Genomic DNA, 18,635 nt, shown 5'->3' with positions numbered 1-18,635 from the left:
GGCGTTGTTCGTCGTAGAACCCTGCCGCAACCCCCTTGGAGGACAACATGCCCGACCGGTCCCTGCGTGGAATGAGCATCGGTGCGAAGAGCATGGAGTCGGACGAGGGCGTCGACTTCGCTCCCCGCTTCCAGGCGCACTACGACTGCCCCAACGGCCACACCATCATCCTGCCGTTCTCGACCGAGGCCGAGGTGCCCGCGGTCTGGGAGTGCCGTTGCGGCGAGGAGGCCCTGCTGCGTGACGCGGAGCGCCCCGAGCCCAAGGCGGGCAAGCCGGCACGTACCCACTGGGACATGCTGCTCGAGCGCCGCACGATCAAGGAGCTCGAGGACCTGCTGGACGAGCGTCTGGGCCTGCTGCGCGCGGGCAAGCTGCGCCGCAGCGCCTGAGCGCACGGTCTGGCGCACCGCCTGATCAGACTGCCCTGCCGACGAGGCCCGGACCCTACGAGGTCCGGGCCTCGTCGTGCGTCCCGGTGCTCGGGTTGCGGCGCGGCCGCAGGACGGCGGCGAGCTGTGCCGCGCGGTGGGCCGCACCCCAGGCCGTGATCTTCCACAGCGCCTCGGCGACGATCGCGCGGCTCATCTTCGAGCGGCCGGCGGTGCGCTCGACGAACGTGATGGGGACCTCGACGACGCGCCCGCCGGTGCGGGTGACGCGCCACGCCATGTCCACCTGGAAGCAGTAGCCCTGGGACGCGACGTCACCCAGGTCGATCGCGCGCAGCGCCGTGGCCCGGTAGGCGCGGAAGCCCGCGGTGGCGTCGCGCAGGTCGATGCCGAGCGCGAGGCGCGTGTAGGTGTTGCCCGCCCGGGAGAGCAGCTCGCGGTGCCCCGGCCAGTTCTCCACGCGCCCGCCCGGCACCCACCGGGAGCCGATGACCAGCGCGGTGCCGTCGTCGAGCGCGTCGAGCAGCCGGGGCAGCTCCTCAGGCTGGTGCGAGCCGTCCGCGTCCATCTCGACGACGACGTCGTACCCGGCGTCCAGCGCCCACCGGAACCCGGCGACGTACGCGGTGCCGAGACCGGCCTTGCCGGCGCGGTGCAGCACGTGCACCTGGTCGTCCGTACGCGCCGCCGCATCGGCGAGCTCACCGGTCCCGTCAGGGCTGGCGTCGTCCACGACGAGCACGTGCGCAGCGGGCACCGCCACCCGGAGGCGTGCGAGCGTCCCGGGCAGGGTGTCCCGCTCGTCGTAGGTGGGGATGACGACGAGGACTCGTGCGCCGTGGGCCGTGCTCATCGTCCGCCGTTCGGTCGACGGCGCGTACTGCCCTGGCGACGGGTTCGCACGTGCGCCGCGACCCCGCCGGCGACGAGCAGGATGCCGGCGACCAGGACGACGTTCGCGGGCATCGCGCCGAGGCGCGTCGCGGGGGTCGTGGAGGTGCGCAGCGGCAGCGACGCGACGAGCTGGTCGGCGGTGAACAGCTCGGTGCTCTGCAGTAGCGCCCCGTTGGGGGCGATGATGCCGCTCACGCCGACGGTGGAGATCTGCACGGTCGCCCGACCCGTGGTGATGGCGCGCAGCCGGCTCATCGCGAGCTGCTGCGTGGACTCGGGGCTGTACCCGAAGGACGCGTTGTTCGTCGGGACGACGAGGATCTCCGCGCCGGCGTCCACGGCGTCGTAGATGAGTTCCTCGTAGGCGACCTCGAAGCAGATCACGGTGCCGAGCGGCACCGTGCGCCCCAGGCGCTCGGACGGCAGGTCGATGATCCCGACCTCCTCGCCGGCGATCATGTCGATCGTCACGCGGTCGACCTGGTCGGAGAAGACCCGCAGCAGGTCGCGCATCGGCATGTACTCGCCGAACGGGGCGGGGTGCTGCTTGGCGTACCGGTCGATGACACCGGTGCCGGGCTCCCACAGCAGCGCGACGTTGAACCGGCCACCGGTCTCGGGGTATTCCTGCGCGCCGACGAGGATCGGCGCGCCGACCGCCTCGGCGGCCGCGTCGATGTCCGCCGCGACGTCGGGAGTGGTCTGCGGGTCCAGGTCCGAGCCGTTCTCGGGCCACAGCACGACGTCCAGGTCTCCGCGCAGGGAGTCGTCGAGGAGGGCGACGGTGCCGTCGATGTGGTTGTTGAGGACCTCGGCCCGGTTCGCGAACGATCCGAGGCCCGGTTCGGCGACGTTGCCCTGGACGGCGCCGATCGCGAGGCGTCCCGACTCGGCCCGGGTGTCGAGCGGCACGAGCAACGACCCGACGAGGAGGGCGACGCCGAGGGCGCCGGCAGTGAGGGTGGCCCCCACCTGGAGGCGGCGCGCCCAGACGAGGCCGACCGCGAGGAGCGCGCCGGTGAGCGCCACGAGGAGGGAGACGAGGACCTCGCCGCCCAGCCAGGCGGTGCGGCCGAGGGGCGAGTCGACCTGGGAGAAGGCGAGCCGCCCCCAGGGGAACCCGCCGAACGGCACCTGGCTGCGGGCCTGCTCGGCGGCGACGAACAGCACGGCGAACACCACGACCTGGACCGCCCGGTGGTCGCGGACCGCACCGATCCGGCGCGCCCACGTCCACGCGGCGCCGAACACCGCGACGAACGACGACTCCAGGACGCTCAGCGCCACCCACGGCACCGTGTCGGTCGCGTACTGCGCCCACTGGATGTGCGGCAGGAAGAAGGCCATGCCCCACACGAACCCGACTAGCGCGTTGAACCATGCGTTGTCGCGCACCAGGGCGTAGTACAGCAGCGCGACACCGACGAACACGGTGCCCCACCACCCACGGTCCGGGAAGGCGGTGTCGGTGATCAGACCACCGGCGACGGCGAGGAGGAGGAGCAGCCAACGGCTCGGGGCACGGTTCACCACCTGTGCAGACTACGCGACGTCGTCCCGGCGACCCACGCAGGCACCACGAGAAGCGGACAGGAGGTGGGGAGCGGCCGACCCGCGCGCCCTTCGGCCCGTACGACACCGCCACCGGCGAGGCACGTTTTCTACTGAGCGCGCGGGTCCGACCAGTCGCCTGCCACAGCGCACGCGGGGGCCGTCATCGGTGGCTCGTCCCCCTGCACGGCCGTGGAGGCCGGAACACCTGATCGAACCTACTCCCCCGGGTCCCGGAGCTGTCAAGCGGAAGCACCACCCGACGGGTCACCCGGCGTGCCGGCCGACCGGACGTCAGTCGAACGTGTCGTGCAGGACGACGCCGGCGCGCACCGTCTGCAGGCACTCGGGCTCGGGCGCACCCGGCCCGAGGTCCGGCAGCAGCGGGGTCCCCGCGCGGGCGTCGGTGCTCCAGGACGAGACCGCGCGCGACGCACCCTGCACCACGAGGTGCTCCGCCCGCCACACCGCCAGGTGCGCGGGCGCACCGACCCGCAGCTGCCCCGCGCCCGTGTCGTCGAGGCCCGCGATGCGCCAGCCACCCCGGGTGTGCGCACGGAACGCGGCCCGCGCCGAGATCCGCTGGTCGGGGTCCGCGTGCGTCATCGCCGCCCGCACCGCACCCCACGGGTCCAGGGGCGTCACCGGGGCGTCCGACCCGAACGCGAGCGGCACCCCCGCCCCGGCGAGGTCGGCGAACGGGGACACACCACCCGCGCGCGTCGCCCCGACCCGGGCCGCGTACGTGCCGGCCGCCCCGCCCCACGTCGCGTCGAACGCCGGCTGGATGCTCAACGACACCCCGAACAGCAGCAGGCGCGCGAGCGCGGACGCGTCCACGAACAGGGCGTGCTCCACGCGGTGACGCCCCGCCCGCAGCGGGCCCGCGCCGTGCACCTGAGCGGCCACCTCCAGGCCGAGGAGGAACTCGTCCATCGCGCGGTCCCCGATGACGTGGAACCCGCCCTGCGTACCCGCACCCGTCACCGCGCTCAGGTGGTTGCCGATCTGCTCGGCACCGAGGAACAGCTCCCCCCGCTCGCCCGGGGCGTCCTGGTACGGCAGGCGCATCGCCGCCGTGCGCGACCCCACCGACCCGTCCACGTTGAGGTCACCGCCGATGCCCGTCAGGCCCGGCACGTCCGCCAGGAGCTCGCGCGCGTCGTCCACCGTCACGCACAGCTCACCCCGGTAGGCCACGACGTGCGCGGACCCGTCCGCGGCGTCCTGCGTGAGGGACAGGATCTCCCGCAGCCCGGCACGCGTGTCGATGTGCGGTGCGCTCATCTCGTGCACGCTGACGATCCCGCGCCGCGCCGCCTGCGCCAGCGCCGCCCGGTACGCCGCCGTCCGCCGTGCACCGGACACGTCGCGCGCGACGTCCCGCGCCACGTGGTGCGCCTCGCCCGTCACCCGGCCGTCGTCGGACCAGCCCGGCAGCCCGTGGAGAGCGGCGCTCGCGGCGAGCGCGGAGGACACGACGGCGGAGTGCGCGTCGGCGCGTGCGGCGTACACCGGGCGCCCTCCGCACGCGGCGTCGATCTCGGTGCGGTGCGGGGCACGCGCCTCGGGCCAGGCCTGCTCGTCCCACCCGAAGGCCAGCAGGACGTCGGAGGTGTGGGCAGACGTGGTGGCGGCGGCGTGCAGGGCGGCCAGGGCACCGGCCAGCGACGTGGTGCCGGCGGCCGAGGTGAGGTCGACGGACTCGAGCGCGAGTCCCGTGTCGAACAGGTGGGCGTGGGCGTCGACGAACCCGGGGGTGACGAGTGCGCCGTCGAGGTCGATCACCCGGTCGGCGCGGGGTGCGAACCCGGCGGCCGTGTCGTTCGCGCCGATCCACGCGATGACGCCGTCGTCGACGAGGAGCGCCTCGGCGAACGGGTCGCTCTGGGAGTGGATGACGCCGTTGCGGTACAGGGTGGAAGCCACAGTCCTGCACCCTAGCGGCACACGTGCGGCGGTGGGGTCACACGCTCGAGTAGGCGACCACACCTCGCCGCAGCAGCTCGATCGCGCGCACGGCGTTGCTGCGCACCCGCGCCTGCGGGGCGGCGGACGCGAGCTGGTCGAGGACGTCGATGATCTGCTTGCACCAGCGCACGAAGTCACCGGCGGCGAGCTCGGAGCCACGCAGGACGGCGTCGAGGTCACGTCCGCGCGCCCAGCGGTGCACGGACGCGACGAGACCGAGGTCGAGCGTCCCGGTCGCCTCGATGCGGTGCACCTGCTCGAGGTCGTCGACCTCGGACCACACGCGCACCGTCTCGTCGAGGGCTCGCGCGAGGCGCCCCGTCGGCCCGCCGGGCACGTACGGCTCCGACGGCTCGTCCCGGCGCCCGGAGTACACGATGGTGGAGACCGCCGCGGCCAGCGCCGGCGGGTCGAGCTCGTCCCACACGCCCCGGCGCAGGCACTCGGCGAGCAGCAGGTCGCTCTCGGCGTACAGCCGCCGCAGCCACCGGCCGTCGTCGGTGACCCGCAGCGCACCGTCGTCCGCGGACTCCAGGTAGCCCAGGCCCTCGAGGATGTCGCAGATGTGGTCGAAGACCCGCGCGATGGACCCCGTGCGGCCCTCGACCCGGCGCACGATCGCGTCGTGCTCCTTCTTCAGCCTCCCCCAGCGCTCCGCCCACCGGGCGTGGTCCTCCCGCTCGGGGCACCCGTGGCAGGGGTGCTCGCGCAGCGCGGCCCGCAGGCGGGTCAGCTCGGCGTCGTCGGCCGCGGCGGACCGCGCCCGCCCCCGCCCGCCCGGATGGGTGCCGGGCGCGTCCGCGAACGCCCCGAGGGCGTTGCGCAGCGACGACGCGAGATCGCGGCGCGACGCCGGCACCCGCGGGTTGAACGACTTCGGGATGCGGATCTTCGTCACGGTGCGGATGCCCGACGGGGTGTCGGCGACCGTGAGCTTCTTCACCTGGCGGTCCTGCGTGAGGACGGTCGGCCGCGGCCCGTCGAACCCCGCCCCGAGCCCGGGGTCGAGCACGACGACGTAGCCGGCGCGCCGCCCCCCGGGGACCTCGACGACGTCGCCCGGCCGCAGCTGCTCGAACGAACGCACGACCTGCGCGCGCTGCTCACGCTGCGCGGACTTCGACAGGTCCTGCTCCCGGGCCGAGATCCGCCGGCGCAGCGCCGCGTACTCGGCGAAGTCCCCCCGGTCGCACGTCATCGCCTTCGCGTACCCGTCGAGGGCCTCCGCGTGGGACTGCGCCTGCTTGGCCAGGCCCACCACACCACGGTCGGCCTGGAACTGCGCGAACGACGTCTCCAGGACGTCACGGGCGCGCTCACGGCCCACCTGTGCGACGAGGTTGACCGCCATGTTGTACGTGGGGCGAAAGCTCGAGCGCAGCGGGTACAGCCGCTTGGACGCCAGGCCCGCCAGCGCCACCGGGTCCAGCCCCGGGTGGTCCACCACGACGGCGTGCCCCTCCACGTCGATGCCCCGCCGCCCCGCCCGCCCCGTGAGCTGGGTGTACTCGCCGGGGGTGACGTCCACGTGCGACGTACCGTCCCACTTGACGAGCTTCTCCAGCACGACCGAACGGGCCGGCATGTTGATGCCCAGCGCGAGGGTCTCGGTGGCGAACACCACCTTGACCAGCCCCCGGCTGAACAGCTCCTCGACGGTCTCCTTGAACACCGGCAGCATGCCCGCGTGGTGCGCCGCCACCCCCCGCGCCAGGGACTCGCTCCACGTCCAGAAGCCGAGCACCTCGAGGTCCTCGGGCGGGATGGTCGCGCCGCGCTCCTCGACGACCGCCCGGATGGCGGCCTCTTCCTGCGGCGTCGTCAGCCGCAGACCCGCCGCCAGGCACTGCGTCACGGCGCCCTCGCACCCGGCGCGCGAGAAGATGAAGTAGATCGCGGGCAGCAGCCCGTCCGCGTCCAGGGCGTCGACCACGGCGAACCGGGGCGGGGTCCGCCGACCGGGCGCCGCACGCGGGCCGTCGCCGCCCCGACGCCCACCACGGCCCCGGTACCCCCGGTCGCCCGGCCCGCGCCTGCCCCCGCCGTGCAGGTCGCGCCCGACGGTACGGAACGCCGCGAGCAGGTCGGGGTTGATCGGCGGGTTGACCCCCGGGTCCGTCGGGTCGACGTCGTGCGCGTACAGGTCGAGCAGGTCACCGCCCGCCCCTGCGGCCCCCGGGGCGCGCGTCCCGGTCGACCCCGTGAGGACGTGCTGCCACAGCGGGACGGGTCGGCGCTCGCTGACGACGACGGCGGTGTCGCCGCGCACCATCTCGAGCCAGTCGCCGAACTCCTCGGCGTTGGACACGGTGGCGGACAGGGAGACGAGCTGGACGTCGTCGGAGAGGTGGATGATGACCTCTTCCCACACCGGTCCGCGGAACCGGTCGGCGAGGTAGTGCACCTCGTCCATGACGACGTACGCGAGCCCGTCGAGGGCGCGCGACCCGCCGTAGAGCATGTTGCGCAGCACCTCGGTGGTCATGACGACGACGGGCGCGTCGCCGTTGATGGAGGTGTCGCCGGTGAGCAGGCCGACGGCGTCGACGCCGTGGCGGCGCGCGAGGTCGGTGTACTTCTGGTTGGACAGCGCTTTGATCGGGGTGGTGTAGAACGCCTTGCGCCCGCTGGTGAGGGCGAGGTGGACGGCGAACTCCCCGACGACGGTCTTGCCGGCGCCGGTGGGGGCGGCGACGAGGACGCCTCGTCCTTCCTCGAGGGCGGTGCAGGCGTCGACCTGGAAGTCGTCGAGGGGGAAGTCGAGGGTCTCGCGAAACCGCGCGAGCTCGGTGCGTCCGGCGGCCTGGCGTGCGCGCGCGGCGGCGTACCGGGCGGCCGGGCTGGTGGTGTCGTCGGGCGGGTTCGCTCCGGTGGATCGTGTGGCGGCCGTCATGGTGCCAGCCTACGGTTCGCCGCCCGGGGCGAGGACGCGCAGCGCGCCGGGGTGGACGTGCACCTCGAGCGGCAGGTTCCCGATGTGCTCGCCGTCGGCGAAGGCGGGCGGCGGGGCGTGCCCGGCGGTGGTGGCCTCGAGGACGACGTGCGTGACCTGGTGCACGTGCACCGAGCGGTGGTGCACGTGCCGCCCGGCGTACATGCCGGGGAAGATGCGAGCGGCGCCGAGGCGGGTGAGGGGGCCGGCGACGACGACGTCGAGCAGGCCGTCGTCGAGCCGGGCGTCCGGGGCGATGCGCACTCCCCCGCCGATGCGCGGCCCGTTGGCCACGGCGACGAGGCTGCCCGGGGACTCCCACACGTGCGGGTGCCCGTCGGCGCCGGTGAGCGTCAGGCGGTACCCGTACGGGACGAACCGGGCGAGCTCGGCGACGACGGCGCGCACGTACCGGGCGCTGCCGCGGGGCCAGCGCTGGCGGTTGGCGCGGGCGTTGACGGCGGCGTCGATGCCCGCGGACAGCACCCCGCAGAACCAGCGTGGCGCGGTGTCGGGCGCGGTGCCGGCTGGGGTGTCGGCTGCGGTGCCGGACGGGTGGTGGGTGCGGACGGTGGCGGCGTCGATGGTGCGGGGTGCGGTGAGGGCGTCGAGCGCGGTGGTGACGGCGGCGCGTACGTCGCGCACGGGCAGGCCGAGGGCGGCGGCGGTGTCGTTGCCGCTGCCGACGGCGACGATGCCGAGGGGGGTGGTGGTGCCCGCGACGGCGTTGACGCCGAGGTGGACCATGCCGTCGCCCCCGACGACGACCAGCGCGTCGAGGCCGTCGGCGGTGCCGGGTGCGAGGCGGGTGTCGTGGTGGACGCCGGCGTGGGCGGTCTCGAGCGCGAGGGGCAGGTTGGGTCCGGACAGGTCGACGACGGTGTGCCCGGCCTCGCGCAGGAGCGCCAGGGTGCGTGCGCCGTCGCGGCGGCCGCGTCCGCGACCTGCGGTGGGGTTGACGACGACCCCGATGGTGCTCACCGGACGGGTCTCACGCGACCGTGCACATGTGCAGCGGTGCTCATGCCTCGAGCAGGGCGGCGTTGCGCCGGTCGACGCGGCGGTCGTGCAGGAGGCAGATCCCGGCGGCTGCGAAGTAGAGGGCGCAGATCGGCAGGGCGACCCAGAACATCGTCAGGGCGTCGGGGGTGGGGGTGATGACGGCGGCGAACACGAACGACAGGAGGATCGCCCACCGCCAGCCACCCTGCCAGGTCGACCCCCGCACGACACCGAGGAGGTTGAGAGTGACCATGACCACGGGCAGGAGGAACGCGACTCCGAACGCGAGGATGAACTGCATGACGAACGTCAGGTAGCCCTGCGCGTCGATGAGGTTCGCCGCACCGGTCGGGGTGAACTCGGTGAGGATGACCACGGCGCGGGGCAGGACGTACCAGGCGAGGGCGGCTCCGCCGAGGAAGAGCGGCACGGCGGCGCCGAGAAACCCGAACGCGTAGCGCCGCTCGGTGCGCGTCAGGCCGGGGTTGACGAACGCCCACAGCTGGTAGAGCCACCAGGGGCAGGAGACGAGGACGCCGAGGAAGAGGGAGACCCGGACCCGCATGTCGATCGCGGTGGCCACGCCGCCGAAGTTCGTCGTGGTGAGCGAGCCGCGCTCGGCGGCGGCGTCGAGCAGCGGCTGTTGCAGCAGGTCGAAGATCGGGGTGTAGAGGATCCAGCCGAGCACGGCGCCGAGGACGACGCCGACGGAGGCCAGGACGATGCGCTTGCGGATCTCGAGGAGGTGCTCCTTGAGGGGCATGCGCCCCTCGGCGTCGCGAGCGGAACGCGACACGTCCTAGCCCTTCGGCGTGCCGTCGTCCGGGGTCGACGTCGGCGAGCTCCCCGTGGCGTGCGTGGACGTACCCGTACCCGTGCCGGGCGGTGCGGTGGGCTGCACGGGCGCGGTGTCCTGCGCCTGCGGTGCGGTGGGCGTGGTGGGCGCCGGTGCGGCGGCGGGGGCGTCGTCGTCCTCGCGGAGGTCCTTGACCTCCTTCTTGAAGATCTTCAGCGACTGGCCGACGCTGCGGGCCATGTCCGGTAGCCGCCGCGATCCGAAGAGCAGCAGGACGAGGAGGATCAGGACGGGGATGATCCACGGGTGGCGTGCGATGTTCACGGGTGGACTCTATTCCTGGACGACGTCGGTCGGGCAAATCTCACGGCGATTCCTCCTGGCCAGTGTAGGTCATGGGGATGTGGCTTCCGTCACGCTCCGTCACGCTCTGTCACTCGTTGAAGCCCCGCCAGCGCTCCCACACGGCCTCGTCGCGGATCCGGCGCTGCGCCCGGCGACCGGCGCGCTCGGCGCGGACCTCGTCGAGCCGGGCGCGCAGGTCGTCGGGGTCGTCGAACAGCGTGGGCGCCGTGCTGGGGCGGGCGGCCGCGGCCTCCTGCAGACGGGTCTGCACGGTCTGCGCTGCCTGCCCGAGGAGCGCGGTCGCGTGCGAGACCTCGCGCATCAGCGCCACGGCCTTGCGCCACAGGTCGCGCCCGAGGAAGAACGCGCCGGCGAGAGTGCCGAGCACGAGGAGCGACCACACCCAGAACCACATGTCGGTCAGCCTAGTTCGCCCGCGCCGCCCGCGCCGCCCGCGCCGTACGCGGCGAGCGCGGCCTGCGCGGCGCCGGTGACGTCGTCGAGCACCCACGAGGGCTCGACGCTGCGCACGTGGCTCGCCCGGGCGAGCAGCAGCTGGCGCAGCCACACGGGGTTGGTCACGCGCACGCGCACCTCGAAGGTGCCGTCCGCGAGGTTGCGCACGGACTCGGTGGGGACCTGCTCGGCGATCCACCGGGCGGGGCTCGCGAACACGATGGTCGCGACCGGGGCCTCGGGTGCGGGGGCGAAGTCGACCTCGGGGTCGACGTCGTGCCCCTCCACGGGGACGTCGAGCTCGGTGGCCTCCAGGATGCGGTCGACCCGGAACGTGCGCCGCCCGGCCGCGCGGTGGCACCACGCGAGGAGGTAGGAGTGCTCGTCCTGCGTGTGCAGGCTCACGGGGTCGATCTCGCGCTCGGACACGACGTCGGCCGCCGTCACGTACCGCACGCGCAGCCGGTGGGACGTGACGAGCGCGCCCGTGATCGCGGCGACCACCTGCGGGTCGCCCTCCGGTGCGAGCTGCACGTCCAGGGCGGCGGCCGCCTCCCCGGTCGCGTCGGTGAGCTTGGTGAGCACCGACTCGACGACGGCGGACCGCGCCCGGTCCGAGCGCACGGCCACGGCCTCGCGCATGGCCCGCAGCGCCGCGATGAGCGCGACCGCCTCCCGGGTGCCCAGCCGCAGCGGCCGGGTCATGCCACGGGCCTCGGTCAGGCGCACCACGCCGCGCTCGATCGAGTCGGCGTCGAAGTCGATGAGGTCGTCCGGCCAGTAGCCGGGCGTGCCCGAGACCCACAGGGCGTCGACGTCGGCGAGGATCTGCTGCGTGCTCACCCCGAACCGCTGCGCGAGCTCCTCGACCGGCACTCCCCCTGCGGCGTCCAGGTAGCTGACGATCCCCAGCAGGCGCACCAGCCGCTCGTCCGCCCGCTCAGCCACGGTCATCCTCCGTCCCGGTCGCCTCAGTCGTCTCAGTCACCTCGTCGTCCGGTGCGTCCAGACGGGCCGCGGCCCGCAGGCGCCGCACGACGGCGTCGCGCAGCTCGGGCGGCCCCAGCACCACGACCGCGTCCGCGTAGCCCGCGATCTCGTCGGCCGCACCGTGCACGTCGACGAACGGCACCGCCACCACGTCCCGCCCGGCCGGCGAACCGCTCCCGCCCTCACCGGACCCGCTGTCACCAGGGCCGCCGTCGTCGGAGACCGCGCGCGCACGCAGCGCCCCGGCCCGCTCGGGCACGATCGCGAGGCGCGCCACCCCACCGTGACGACCCCGCGCACCCAGCAGCGACTCCACGTCGATCTCCGCCGGCACGTCGAACGCCCCCGGGCGCCCCACCGCACGCACCCGGCCCTCGATCCGGCTCAGGCGGAACGCCCGCGGTGCCCGGCGCTCGCGGTCGTAGCCGAGCACGTACCAACCGCCCCGGCGCGCGGCGATGCGCCACGGCTCGACCTGACGGGCGAGAACCTCGCCCGTGCTCGCGGCGCGGTAGGTGAACGAGACCGCGCGGCGCGCGCCGATCGCGTCGAGCAGCGGCCCGTACGCGTCGCCCACCGCGCGCACCCGGGGAGCCAGGCCGGCCACGGCGTCGTTCGCGACCTCCCCCGCACCCGCCGCGCGCAGCTTCGTCAGCGCACGCGAGATGTCCGTGCGCAGCGTCTTGTCCTGCCAGAACTGGGCGGCCAGCGACAGCACACCGAACTCCGCCGGGGTCAGGTCCACCGCGCCGAGCGCGTACGCGTCCTGGTCGATGCGGTACCCGACGTCGTCGCTGTGCCCCCCGGCATCGACCGTGAGCACCGGGATACCGAGATCGCGCAACGTGTCCTTGTCTCGCTCGAACATGCGTTCGAACGCGTCCGGGGAGGGTGCGTCACCGTACCCGGCGACACTGGTACGGATCTGCTGCTTCGTCATCGACACGTTCGTGTTCACGAGCGCGATGACGAGGTTCAGCAGCCGCATGGCCGGGCTGATCGGTGGGCTCGTTGACTCAGGCATCGGGACAACGCTAGCGCCAGGTAGCGTGTGCGGGGTGATCACATGGCGTTCGGCACGAGTTGTGTCGCGCGGCCGGGCATGGGCCGGCGCGCAGGAGATGACCGTCGAGCTCGACGAACCCCTCCCCGGGCCACCCGGGCCCGGCCACACCGACACCTCCCGACCGACCCAGGTCCGCGCCCTCGCCTACACCGACCTCGTCGGCGAACCCGCACCCGGCGACCGGGTCCTGCTCAACGTCAGCGCCCTCGCCCGCGGCCTCGGCACCGGCGGGTACGCCCTCGTCGTCGGCCTCCCCGACAACCTCCCCCCCGACCCCGTGCCCAGCCCCGGACACCTCGTCAAAGCCCGCTACACCCCCCTGCAGAGCCTCGTCCTCGGCGTCGACGAGCAGGAGTCCGCCCACCACCACGAGCTCCAGGACGCCGACGACCTCGACGGGCTGCCCGTCGTCGTCGCCGACCTGCACTCCGCGCTGCCCGCCGTCGTCGCCGGCGCCCGCCACGCCGCCGCCAGCGCCGGACGCCCCGCACCCCGCATCGCCTACGTCATGACCGACGGCGGCACCCTCCCCGCCGCGTTCTCCCGCACCGTCGCCTCCCTGCGCGACACCGGCTGGCTCAGCACCTGCATCACCGTCGGCCAGGCCTTCGGCGGAGACCTCGAAGCCGTCACCGTGCACACCGGCCTCCTCGCCGCCCACCACGTCGACCGCGCCGACCTCGTCGTCGTCGCCCAAGGACCCGGCAACCTCGGCACCGGCACCCGCTGGGGATTCTCCGGCGTCGCCGCCGGAGACGCCGTCAACGCCGCCGCGACCCTCGGCGGACGACCGGTCGCCTCCCTGCGCATCTCCGGCGCCGACCCCCGCGACCGCCACCTCGGCATCTCCCACCACTCCCAGACCGCCTACGGACGCGTCGCCCTCACCCCCGCCGACCTCGTCGTCCCCCGCCCCGCACCCGACATCCAGGCACTACCCGGCTGGGGACCCGCCCTCACCGCCCGCATCACCGAGCAAGCCACGGCGCTCGCAGCACCCCACGGGCGTCACCGCCTCGTCGACGTCACCGCCGACCAAGGTCTCCTCGACGCCCTGCACCAGACCCCCGTCACCCTGTCCACCATGGGCAGGGGCCTCGACGTCGACCCCGCCGCGTTCCTCGGCGCCGCCGTCGCCGGTGCGCACGCCGTGCGCCTCACCACCCGCGCATGAGCCGTCCCGGCACCCCCCGCACGACGATCGCCGCCGTCGCCGCGCTCGTCGTGCTGCTCGTCCTCGCCGCAGCGACCGGGACCACACCCGACTGGACGAGCCCCACCGACACCACCACCACGGCACCCGCCCCCGAGCCCGACCCCGTCACCACCGCACCCGTCGAGGACCTCGAGGCGGACCAGCCCCGCATCGACGAGCAGACCGGTGACGTCCTCCAGATCGTCCTCACCCTGCTCACGGTGCTCGCCGCCACCATCCTGCTCGCCGTGCTCCGCCGCTTCGTGCGCCGAGGCCCCGGTCGCGCCGACCCAGCACCACCCACCGCACCAGGAACCGGCGAGACCCTCGAAGCCCACGACACCGACGTCGACGCGCTCCCCGAGCTCCGCGACGCCACCACCCGCGCCCAGCAGCAGCTCACCGCACCCACCCTCGCCCCCCACGACGCGATCATCGCCGCCTGGGTCACCCTCGAGGACGCCGCCGCCACCGCCGGCACCACCCGCGACCCCGCCCAGACACCCACCGAGTTCACCGTCGCCGTCCTCGACCGCACCCCCGCCCCACCCCACGCCGTCACCACCCTGCGCGACCTCTACCACCGCGCCCGCTTCACCAGCGCCGCCGTCGCCGCCCACGACGTCACCACCGCACACACCGCCCTCACCGACATCGCCCACGCGCTCGGCACCCTCGACGCACCCACAGGGACCGACCCGACACCCCCGAGCCACCACGCATGAACCTCACCCGCCGCTGGCGCGCCCTGCCCCAGCCAGTCCGCCGTACCGTCGGACCCACCCTGCTCGTCCTCGCCGCCGCCACCCTCACCGCCCTCCTCGGCGCCGGACCAGCGCACGTCCTCGCCGTCCTCGGCACCGGACTCACCCTCGTCGTCCTCGCCGCCACCGCCGGACACACCCACGAGACCGACTGGTCCCACACCCCCCGGCCCGACCGCGACGGCGCCCGCCGCGACGTCTCCGAGCTCGGCTGGTCCATCCTCGGCAAGGACGGACGCGTCAACCAACGCGTCGTCCGCCGCACCCGGGCGCTCGCGGCCCAGCGCCTCGCGATCCACGGGGTGGACCTCGCCGACCCGGCGGACGCCAGCGAGGCGGCGCGCCTCCTCGGCCAGCGGGTGCACCGCCAGCTCCTCCACGACGACCACCCGACCCCTCGTACGCTCCAGGCGTGGCTGAGCACCCTCGAGCGGCTCGCACCCCCGACCGCACCGCACGAAAGGTCCATCCCTTGACCGACGCACCGCAGGACACCGACCACCGGTCCACGCAGGACCCCGCCGCACGCACGGGTGAGGGCGAGCCGCCACTGGACGTCGCCGAGGTCGCCGCGCACGGGGCGCGGATCCTCGACGAGGTCGCGACCGTCGTCGTCGGTATGCGGGACACGCTCACCCTGGCGCTGGCGACCGTCCTGGCCGGCGGCCACGTGCTGTTCGAGGACGTGCCCGGTCTCGGCAAGACCCTCGCGGCCCGGAGCCTCGCCACGACGCTCGGGCTCGACTTCGCCCGCCTGCAGTGCACCCCCGACCTCCTGCCGGCCGACATCACCGGCTCGTCGGTGTACGACCCCGCCACGACCCGGTTCGTCGTGCGCAAGGGCCCCGTCTTCACCGGGCTGTTCCTGGCCGACGAGATCAACCGCACGGCGCCCAAGACGCAGTCCGCGCTGCTCGAGGCGATGGCGGAGCGGCAGGTCTCCATCGACGGGACCACCTACCCCCTCCCCCACCCGTTCCACGTCATGGCCACGTCCAACCCCGTGGAGTACGAGGGCACCTACCCGCTGCCCGAGGCCCAGCTCGACCGCTTCATGGTGCGCCTCGGCGTCGGGTACCCGGCGCGGGACCACGAGCGGGAGGTGCTGCGGCGGCGCCTCGCACGCCATCAGGAGCACGCCGACGTCCAGCAGGTCGTCGACGCCCGCACCGTCCTCGCCATGCAGGCCGGCGTCGAGCACGTCGAGGTGGACCCGGACGTCGTCGGGTACTGCGTCGACCTCGCGTCCGCCACCCGCCGCCACCCCGCACTCGAGGTCGGCGCGTCGCCGCGCGGGTCGCAGAACCTCGTGCTCCTCGCCCGGGCCGTCGCGGTCCTCGACGGCCGCGACTACGTGGTGCCCGAGGACGTCAAGCGCGTCGCCGTCCCCGTCCTCGCGCACCGGCTCACCCTCACACCCGCAGCCTGGGCCAACGACCTGAGGCCCGAGTCCGTCGTCACCGCCCTGCTCGGCACCGTGCCCGGACCGCCGACCGTCGCCGGTGCCCGACCGTCCCAGCCGGCATGACCTCCCGGTCGCCCCGGCCGACGCCGTCGGCGCGCCCGCCCGATGAGTCCGGGTGGGCGAGCACCCCCGCCTTCGCCGCCGGGATCGGCCTCGGCCTCGTCCTGCTCGCCGCCGGCCTCCTCACCGCCCGCGCGGACGTGGCACTCCTCGGCGTGCCCGTCCTGGCAGCCGCCGCCTGGGGGCACTCCACGCGGCCCCAGGGCGGCGTGACGGTCGACTTCGTGCCCGACGCCGCCCCTGCCGCACCCGGCACGCTCACCTCCCGGATCCACGTCCGGGCCCCCGTCGGCTGCGACCTCGTCCACCTGCGGGTCACCGCCCCCGACGTCGGCGACCTCGAACAGGTCCTGCACGTCGACACGGAGCGGTACGTCACCCTCACCAGCCGCTCCGTCCGCACCGGCCTGCGGCCCACCTTCCGCGTCGACCACAAGGCGTACGGCCGGCACGGCGCCCTCGAGCAGCACCCTGCCGACACCACCGCACCACCGCGCCTCGTCCTCCCCCGGCTGACGACCCTGCGCCGCCTCCCCGCACCCCACCAGCTCCGCGGCCTCACGGGACCGCACACCTCCCGCCGCATGGGCGACGGATCCGAGCTGCGCGACATCGACGAGTACCGACCCGGCGACCGCATGCGCCGCATCGACTGGCGCACCACCGCACGGCGCTCCCCGTCCCTGGAGACCCTGCACGTCCGACGCACCTACGCGACCGCCGAGGCCACCGTCATGCTCGTCGTCGACTCCCGCGACGACGTCGGACCCGACCTCACCACCTGGGGCGGGGCGGGCACCCTGCGCCCCGAGGACATCACCTCCCTCGACGTCGCCCGCCACGCCGCCACGTCCGTCGCTCAGGCCGTCATCGATGCCGGCGACCGCGTCGGGTACGAGGACCTCGGCCGGATGCGCCGGCCCGTCCCACCCGCCGGTGGACGACGCCAGCTCCGCCGCATCGTCCACGGGCTCGCCCTCGCGCGCCCCTACGGGGAGCCCCGCGCCCGGCACCGACCGCCCCAGGTCCCCTCCGGCGCGACCCTCTACCTGTTCTCCACCTTCCTCGACGACGAGGCGTCCCGGCTCGCACAGATCTGGCACGAGCACGGCCACCAGGTCGTCGCGGTCGACACCCTCCCGCCCGTCCGGCTCGCGGGAGCCTCCCCCACCGTCACCCTCGCCTGGCGCATCACCCGCATGGAGCGCGAGGACAGGGTCCACGCCCTCACGCTCGCCGGCATCGACGTGATCCGCTGGATCCCCGCCGACGACACCACCCCCGCACCCCACGTCCAGCTCGAGGCGGCCGCGCGCCGCGCCGCACGTCACCGACCGGCGGTGCGCCACCGATGACCGCACCAGAACCGGACGCCGTCGTCGACCCGGCCGCCGGACCCGCCGTCGAGACCGACGCCGGCCCCTTCCTCACCTGGTGGCACGTCCGCGCGGCGCTCGCCGTCGTCACGGGTGCCCTCGTGGTCACGAGCCTGCACCGGCTGGTGACCGACCCGATCGTGCTCGGGCTGATCGCGCTCGGGGTCGCCGCCCTGGTCGTGCTCCGTCCCGCGGTTCCCACACCGCACCTCGTCGTGGCCGGCGCGGGCGCCGTGCTGCTGATCGGCGGCACGACGTTCGACCCCTGGGTCCTCGCCCTGCTGCCCCTCGCGTACGCGACCGTGCGTTTGGCGTGGTGGGCAGCGCACCTCACCGTCGGTGCCCGGATGGAGCGCGCCGCGCTGGGCGGAGACCTGCGCCGCGGCGCGGTCGTCGTCGGGGCGAGCGAGGCGCTCGGCCTGCTCGCGCTCCTCGCGTCAGGCCTGCCCCGCACGCCGGCGGCCGTCGTCCTCGGTGCCGTCGCGATCGCCGCGCTGGCGCTCCTGCTCGTCCCCCGCACGTGGTGGCGGTAGATCACACCCCGTACAACCTGCGTGCGCGGCGGGCCAGGTCCACGATGGGGAGGTACCACCCGTCGTCGACGTCCGAGGAGGACACTCATGGCTGCGGCCAAGAACCTGCCGAAGTACACCGTCCCGTCGCTCACCCCCGAAGAGGGCGCGACGGTCGCCACGATCCTGCAGGCACGTCTGCACGCGCTCAACGACCTCGCGCTCACGCTCAAGCACATCCACTGGAACGTCGTCGGGCCGCACTTCATCGCGGTGCACGAGATGATCGACCCGCAGGTCGACGCCGTCCGAGCCATGGTCGACGCCACGGCCGAGCGGATCGCGACCCTCGGTGTCCCGCCCCGCGGCACCCCGGGCGCTCTCGTCGCCGAGCGGACCTGGGAGGACTACTCCCTCGACCGTGCCTCGACCATCGCGCACCTCGGCGCGCTCGACGAGGTGTATCTCGGCGTCATCACGTCGCACCGCCAGGCGGCCGAGGAGGTCGCGGAGCTGGACGACGTGACCAACGACCTGCTGGTCGGGCACCTGCACGAGCTCGAGCTGTTCCACTGGTTCGTCCGCGCCCACCTCGAGTCGACCGGCGGCGAGCTGTCCACCGGCAACGCGACCACGGAACGCGGAGCGGCGGCCAAGGCAGAGGCCGCCGCGCGCAAGGAGGCCTGAGCCGCGCGACGAAGGGCGCCCACCGACCTGGTCGGTGGGCGCCCTTCGTCGAGCTCCCCACGTCTGGGCTTGTGGTGAGGGTTCTCGTGAGGCACCTACACCTGTTCCATCTGCTTGGCACACTATTTATATCGGGAAAGAGAGCGCCAGGACGAGAAGACGGGACGGGTGTGAGGTGCCT

18 protein-coding genes are annotated in these 18,635 nt (G+C 74.2%); 8 read left to right on the top strand and 10 right to left on the bottom strand.

Features of this window, described 5'->3' with window-relative positions; translation table 11 throughout:
- Positions 1 to 47 precede the first annotated feature (47 nt).
- Positions 48 to 392, top strand: coding sequence for an RNA polymerase-binding protein RbpA (locus tag OHL10_RS05760; RefSeq protein ID WP_265521223.1), 345 nt, complete (start codon positions 48 to 50; stop codon positions 390 to 392).
- 55 nt (positions 393 to 447) lie between these two features.
- On the opposite strand, the gene OHL10_RS05755 is transcribed toward OHL10_RS05760, so the two are convergent.
- The 10 genes from OHL10_RS05755 to OHL10_RS05710 all read right to left on the bottom strand — a co-directional run bounded on the left by OHL10_RS05755 (position 448) and on the right by OHL10_RS05710 (position 12,353).
- Entirely contained in the window at positions 448 to 1,245 is a 798-nt protein-coding gene (locus OHL10_RS05755) for a polyprenol monophosphomannose synthase (protein WP_265521222.1), read from the bottom strand.
- Positions 1,242 to 2,819, bottom strand: a complete 1,578-nt coding sequence (gene lnt / locus OHL10_RS05750; protein WP_265521221.1) for an apolipoprotein N-acyltransferase — start codon at positions 2,817 to 2,819, stop codon at positions 1,242 to 1,244. The genes OHL10_RS05755 and lnt overlap by 4 nt, the downstream gene beginning before the upstream one ends.
- 312 nt (positions 2,820 to 3,131) lie before the next feature.
- Positions 3,132 to 4,766, bottom strand: coding sequence for an amidohydrolase (locus OHL10_RS05745; RefSeq protein WP_265521220.1), 1,635 nt, complete (start codon positions 4,764 to 4,766; stop codon positions 3,132 to 3,134).
- 37 nt (positions 4,767 to 4,803) lie between these two features.
- Positions 4,804 to 7,701 (bottom strand): DEAD/DEAH box helicase, encoded by a 2,898-nt coding sequence (locus OHL10_RS05740; protein ID WP_265521219.1) that lies wholly within the window; start codon positions 7,699 to 7,701, stop codon positions 4,804 to 4,806.
- Between the two features lie 9 nt (positions 7,702 to 7,710).
- Positions 7,711 to 8,721 (bottom strand): diacylglycerol/lipid kinase family protein, encoded by a 1,011-nt coding sequence (locus tag OHL10_RS05735; protein WP_265521218.1) that lies wholly within the window; start codon positions 8,719 to 8,721, stop codon positions 7,711 to 7,713.
- 40 nt (positions 8,722 to 8,761) lie between these two features.
- Positions 8,762 to 9,505, bottom strand: a complete 744-nt coding sequence (gene tatC / locus OHL10_RS05730; RefSeq protein WP_265521449.1) for a twin-arginine translocase subunit TatC — start codon at positions 9,503 to 9,505, stop codon at positions 8,762 to 8,764.
- Positions 9,506 to 9,541: 36 nt separating this feature from the next.
- Positions 9,542 to 9,862, bottom strand: coding sequence for a Sec-independent protein translocase subunit TatA (tatA, locus tag OHL10_RS05725; RefSeq protein ID WP_265521217.1), 321 nt, complete (start codon positions 9,860 to 9,862; stop codon positions 9,542 to 9,544).
- A 109-nt stretch (positions 9,863 to 9,971) separates the two neighbouring features.
- A complete protein-coding gene (locus OHL10_RS05720; protein WP_265521216.1) occupies positions 9,972 to 10,298 on the bottom strand; it encodes a hypothetical protein in 327 nt (108 codons plus the stop codon).
- Positions 10,299 to 10,303: 5 nt separating this feature from the next.
- Positions 10,304 to 11,287, bottom strand: coding sequence for a helix-turn-helix transcriptional regulator (locus tag OHL10_RS05715; RefSeq protein ID WP_265521215.1), 984 nt, complete (start codon positions 11,285 to 11,287; stop codon positions 10,304 to 10,306).
- Positions 11,280 to 12,353 carry a helix-turn-helix transcriptional regulator gene (locus OHL10_RS05710; protein ID WP_265521214.1) on the bottom strand — a complete coding sequence of 358 codons (1,074 nt, stop codon included), beginning with the start codon at positions 12,351 to 12,353 and terminating at the stop codon, positions 11,280 to 11,282. Before OHL10_RS05710 ends, OHL10_RS05715 begins: the two co-directional genes overlap by 8 nt.
- A 34-nt stretch (positions 12,354 to 12,387) precedes the next feature.
- On the opposite strand from OHL10_RS05710, the gene OHL10_RS05705 reads away from it, so the two are divergent.
- The 7 genes from OHL10_RS05705 (at position 12,388) to OHL10_RS05675 (ending at position 18,454) form a co-directional block, all read left to right on the top strand.
- Positions 12,388 to 13,569: a DUF3866 family protein gene (locus tag OHL10_RS05705; protein WP_265521213.1), complete on the top strand. Its 1,182-nt coding sequence runs from the start codon at positions 12,388 to 12,390 to the stop codon at positions 13,567 to 13,569.
- Positions 13,566 to 14,315, top strand: coding sequence for a DUF4129 domain-containing protein (locus OHL10_RS05700; RefSeq protein WP_265521212.1), 750 nt, complete (start codon positions 13,566 to 13,568; stop codon positions 14,313 to 14,315). The genes OHL10_RS05705 and OHL10_RS05700 overlap by 4 nt, the downstream gene beginning before the upstream one ends.
- Positions 14,312 to 14,830, top strand: a complete 519-nt coding sequence (locus tag OHL10_RS05695; protein WP_265521211.1) for a hypothetical protein — start codon at positions 14,312 to 14,314, stop codon at positions 14,828 to 14,830. Before OHL10_RS05700 ends, OHL10_RS05695 begins: the two co-directional genes overlap by 4 nt.
- A 74-nt stretch (positions 14,831 to 14,904) precedes the next feature.
- On the top strand, positions 14,905 to 15,882 hold the full coding sequence (locus OHL10_RS05690; protein ID WP_265521448.1) for an AAA family ATPase: 978 nt from the start codon (positions 14,905 to 14,907) through the stop codon (positions 15,880 to 15,882).
- The gene (locus OHL10_RS05685; protein WP_265521210.1) at positions 15,879 to 17,234 is read left to right on the top strand and encodes a DUF58 domain-containing protein; all 1,356 of its coding nucleotides are present in this window, start codon (positions 15,879 to 15,881) and stop codon (positions 17,232 to 17,234) included. Before OHL10_RS05690 ends, OHL10_RS05685 begins: the two co-directional genes overlap by 4 nt.
- Positions 17,231 to 17,788 carry a hypothetical protein gene (locus tag OHL10_RS05680; protein WP_265521209.1) on the top strand — a complete coding sequence of 186 codons (558 nt, stop codon included), beginning with the start codon at positions 17,231 to 17,233 and terminating at the stop codon, positions 17,786 to 17,788. The genes OHL10_RS05685 and OHL10_RS05680 overlap by 4 nt, the downstream gene beginning before the upstream one ends.
- Positions 17,789 to 17,875: 87 nt before the next feature.
- On the top strand, positions 17,876 to 18,454 hold the full coding sequence (locus tag OHL10_RS05675) for a Dps family protein (protein ID WP_265521208.1): 579 nt from the start codon (positions 17,876 to 17,878) through the stop codon (positions 18,452 to 18,454).
- Positions 18,455 to 18,635 lie beyond the last annotated feature (181 nt).

Origin of the sequence: Oerskovia flava, assembly GCF_026163685.1 — a bacterium.
GTDB classification, from domain to species: domain Bacteria; phylum Actinomycetota; class Actinomycetes; order Actinomycetales; family Cellulomonadaceae; genus Oerskovia_A; species Oerskovia_A flava.
Note: the sequence above shows the minus strand (reverse complement) of the source record. Positions and strands in the feature narration are given on the sequence as shown.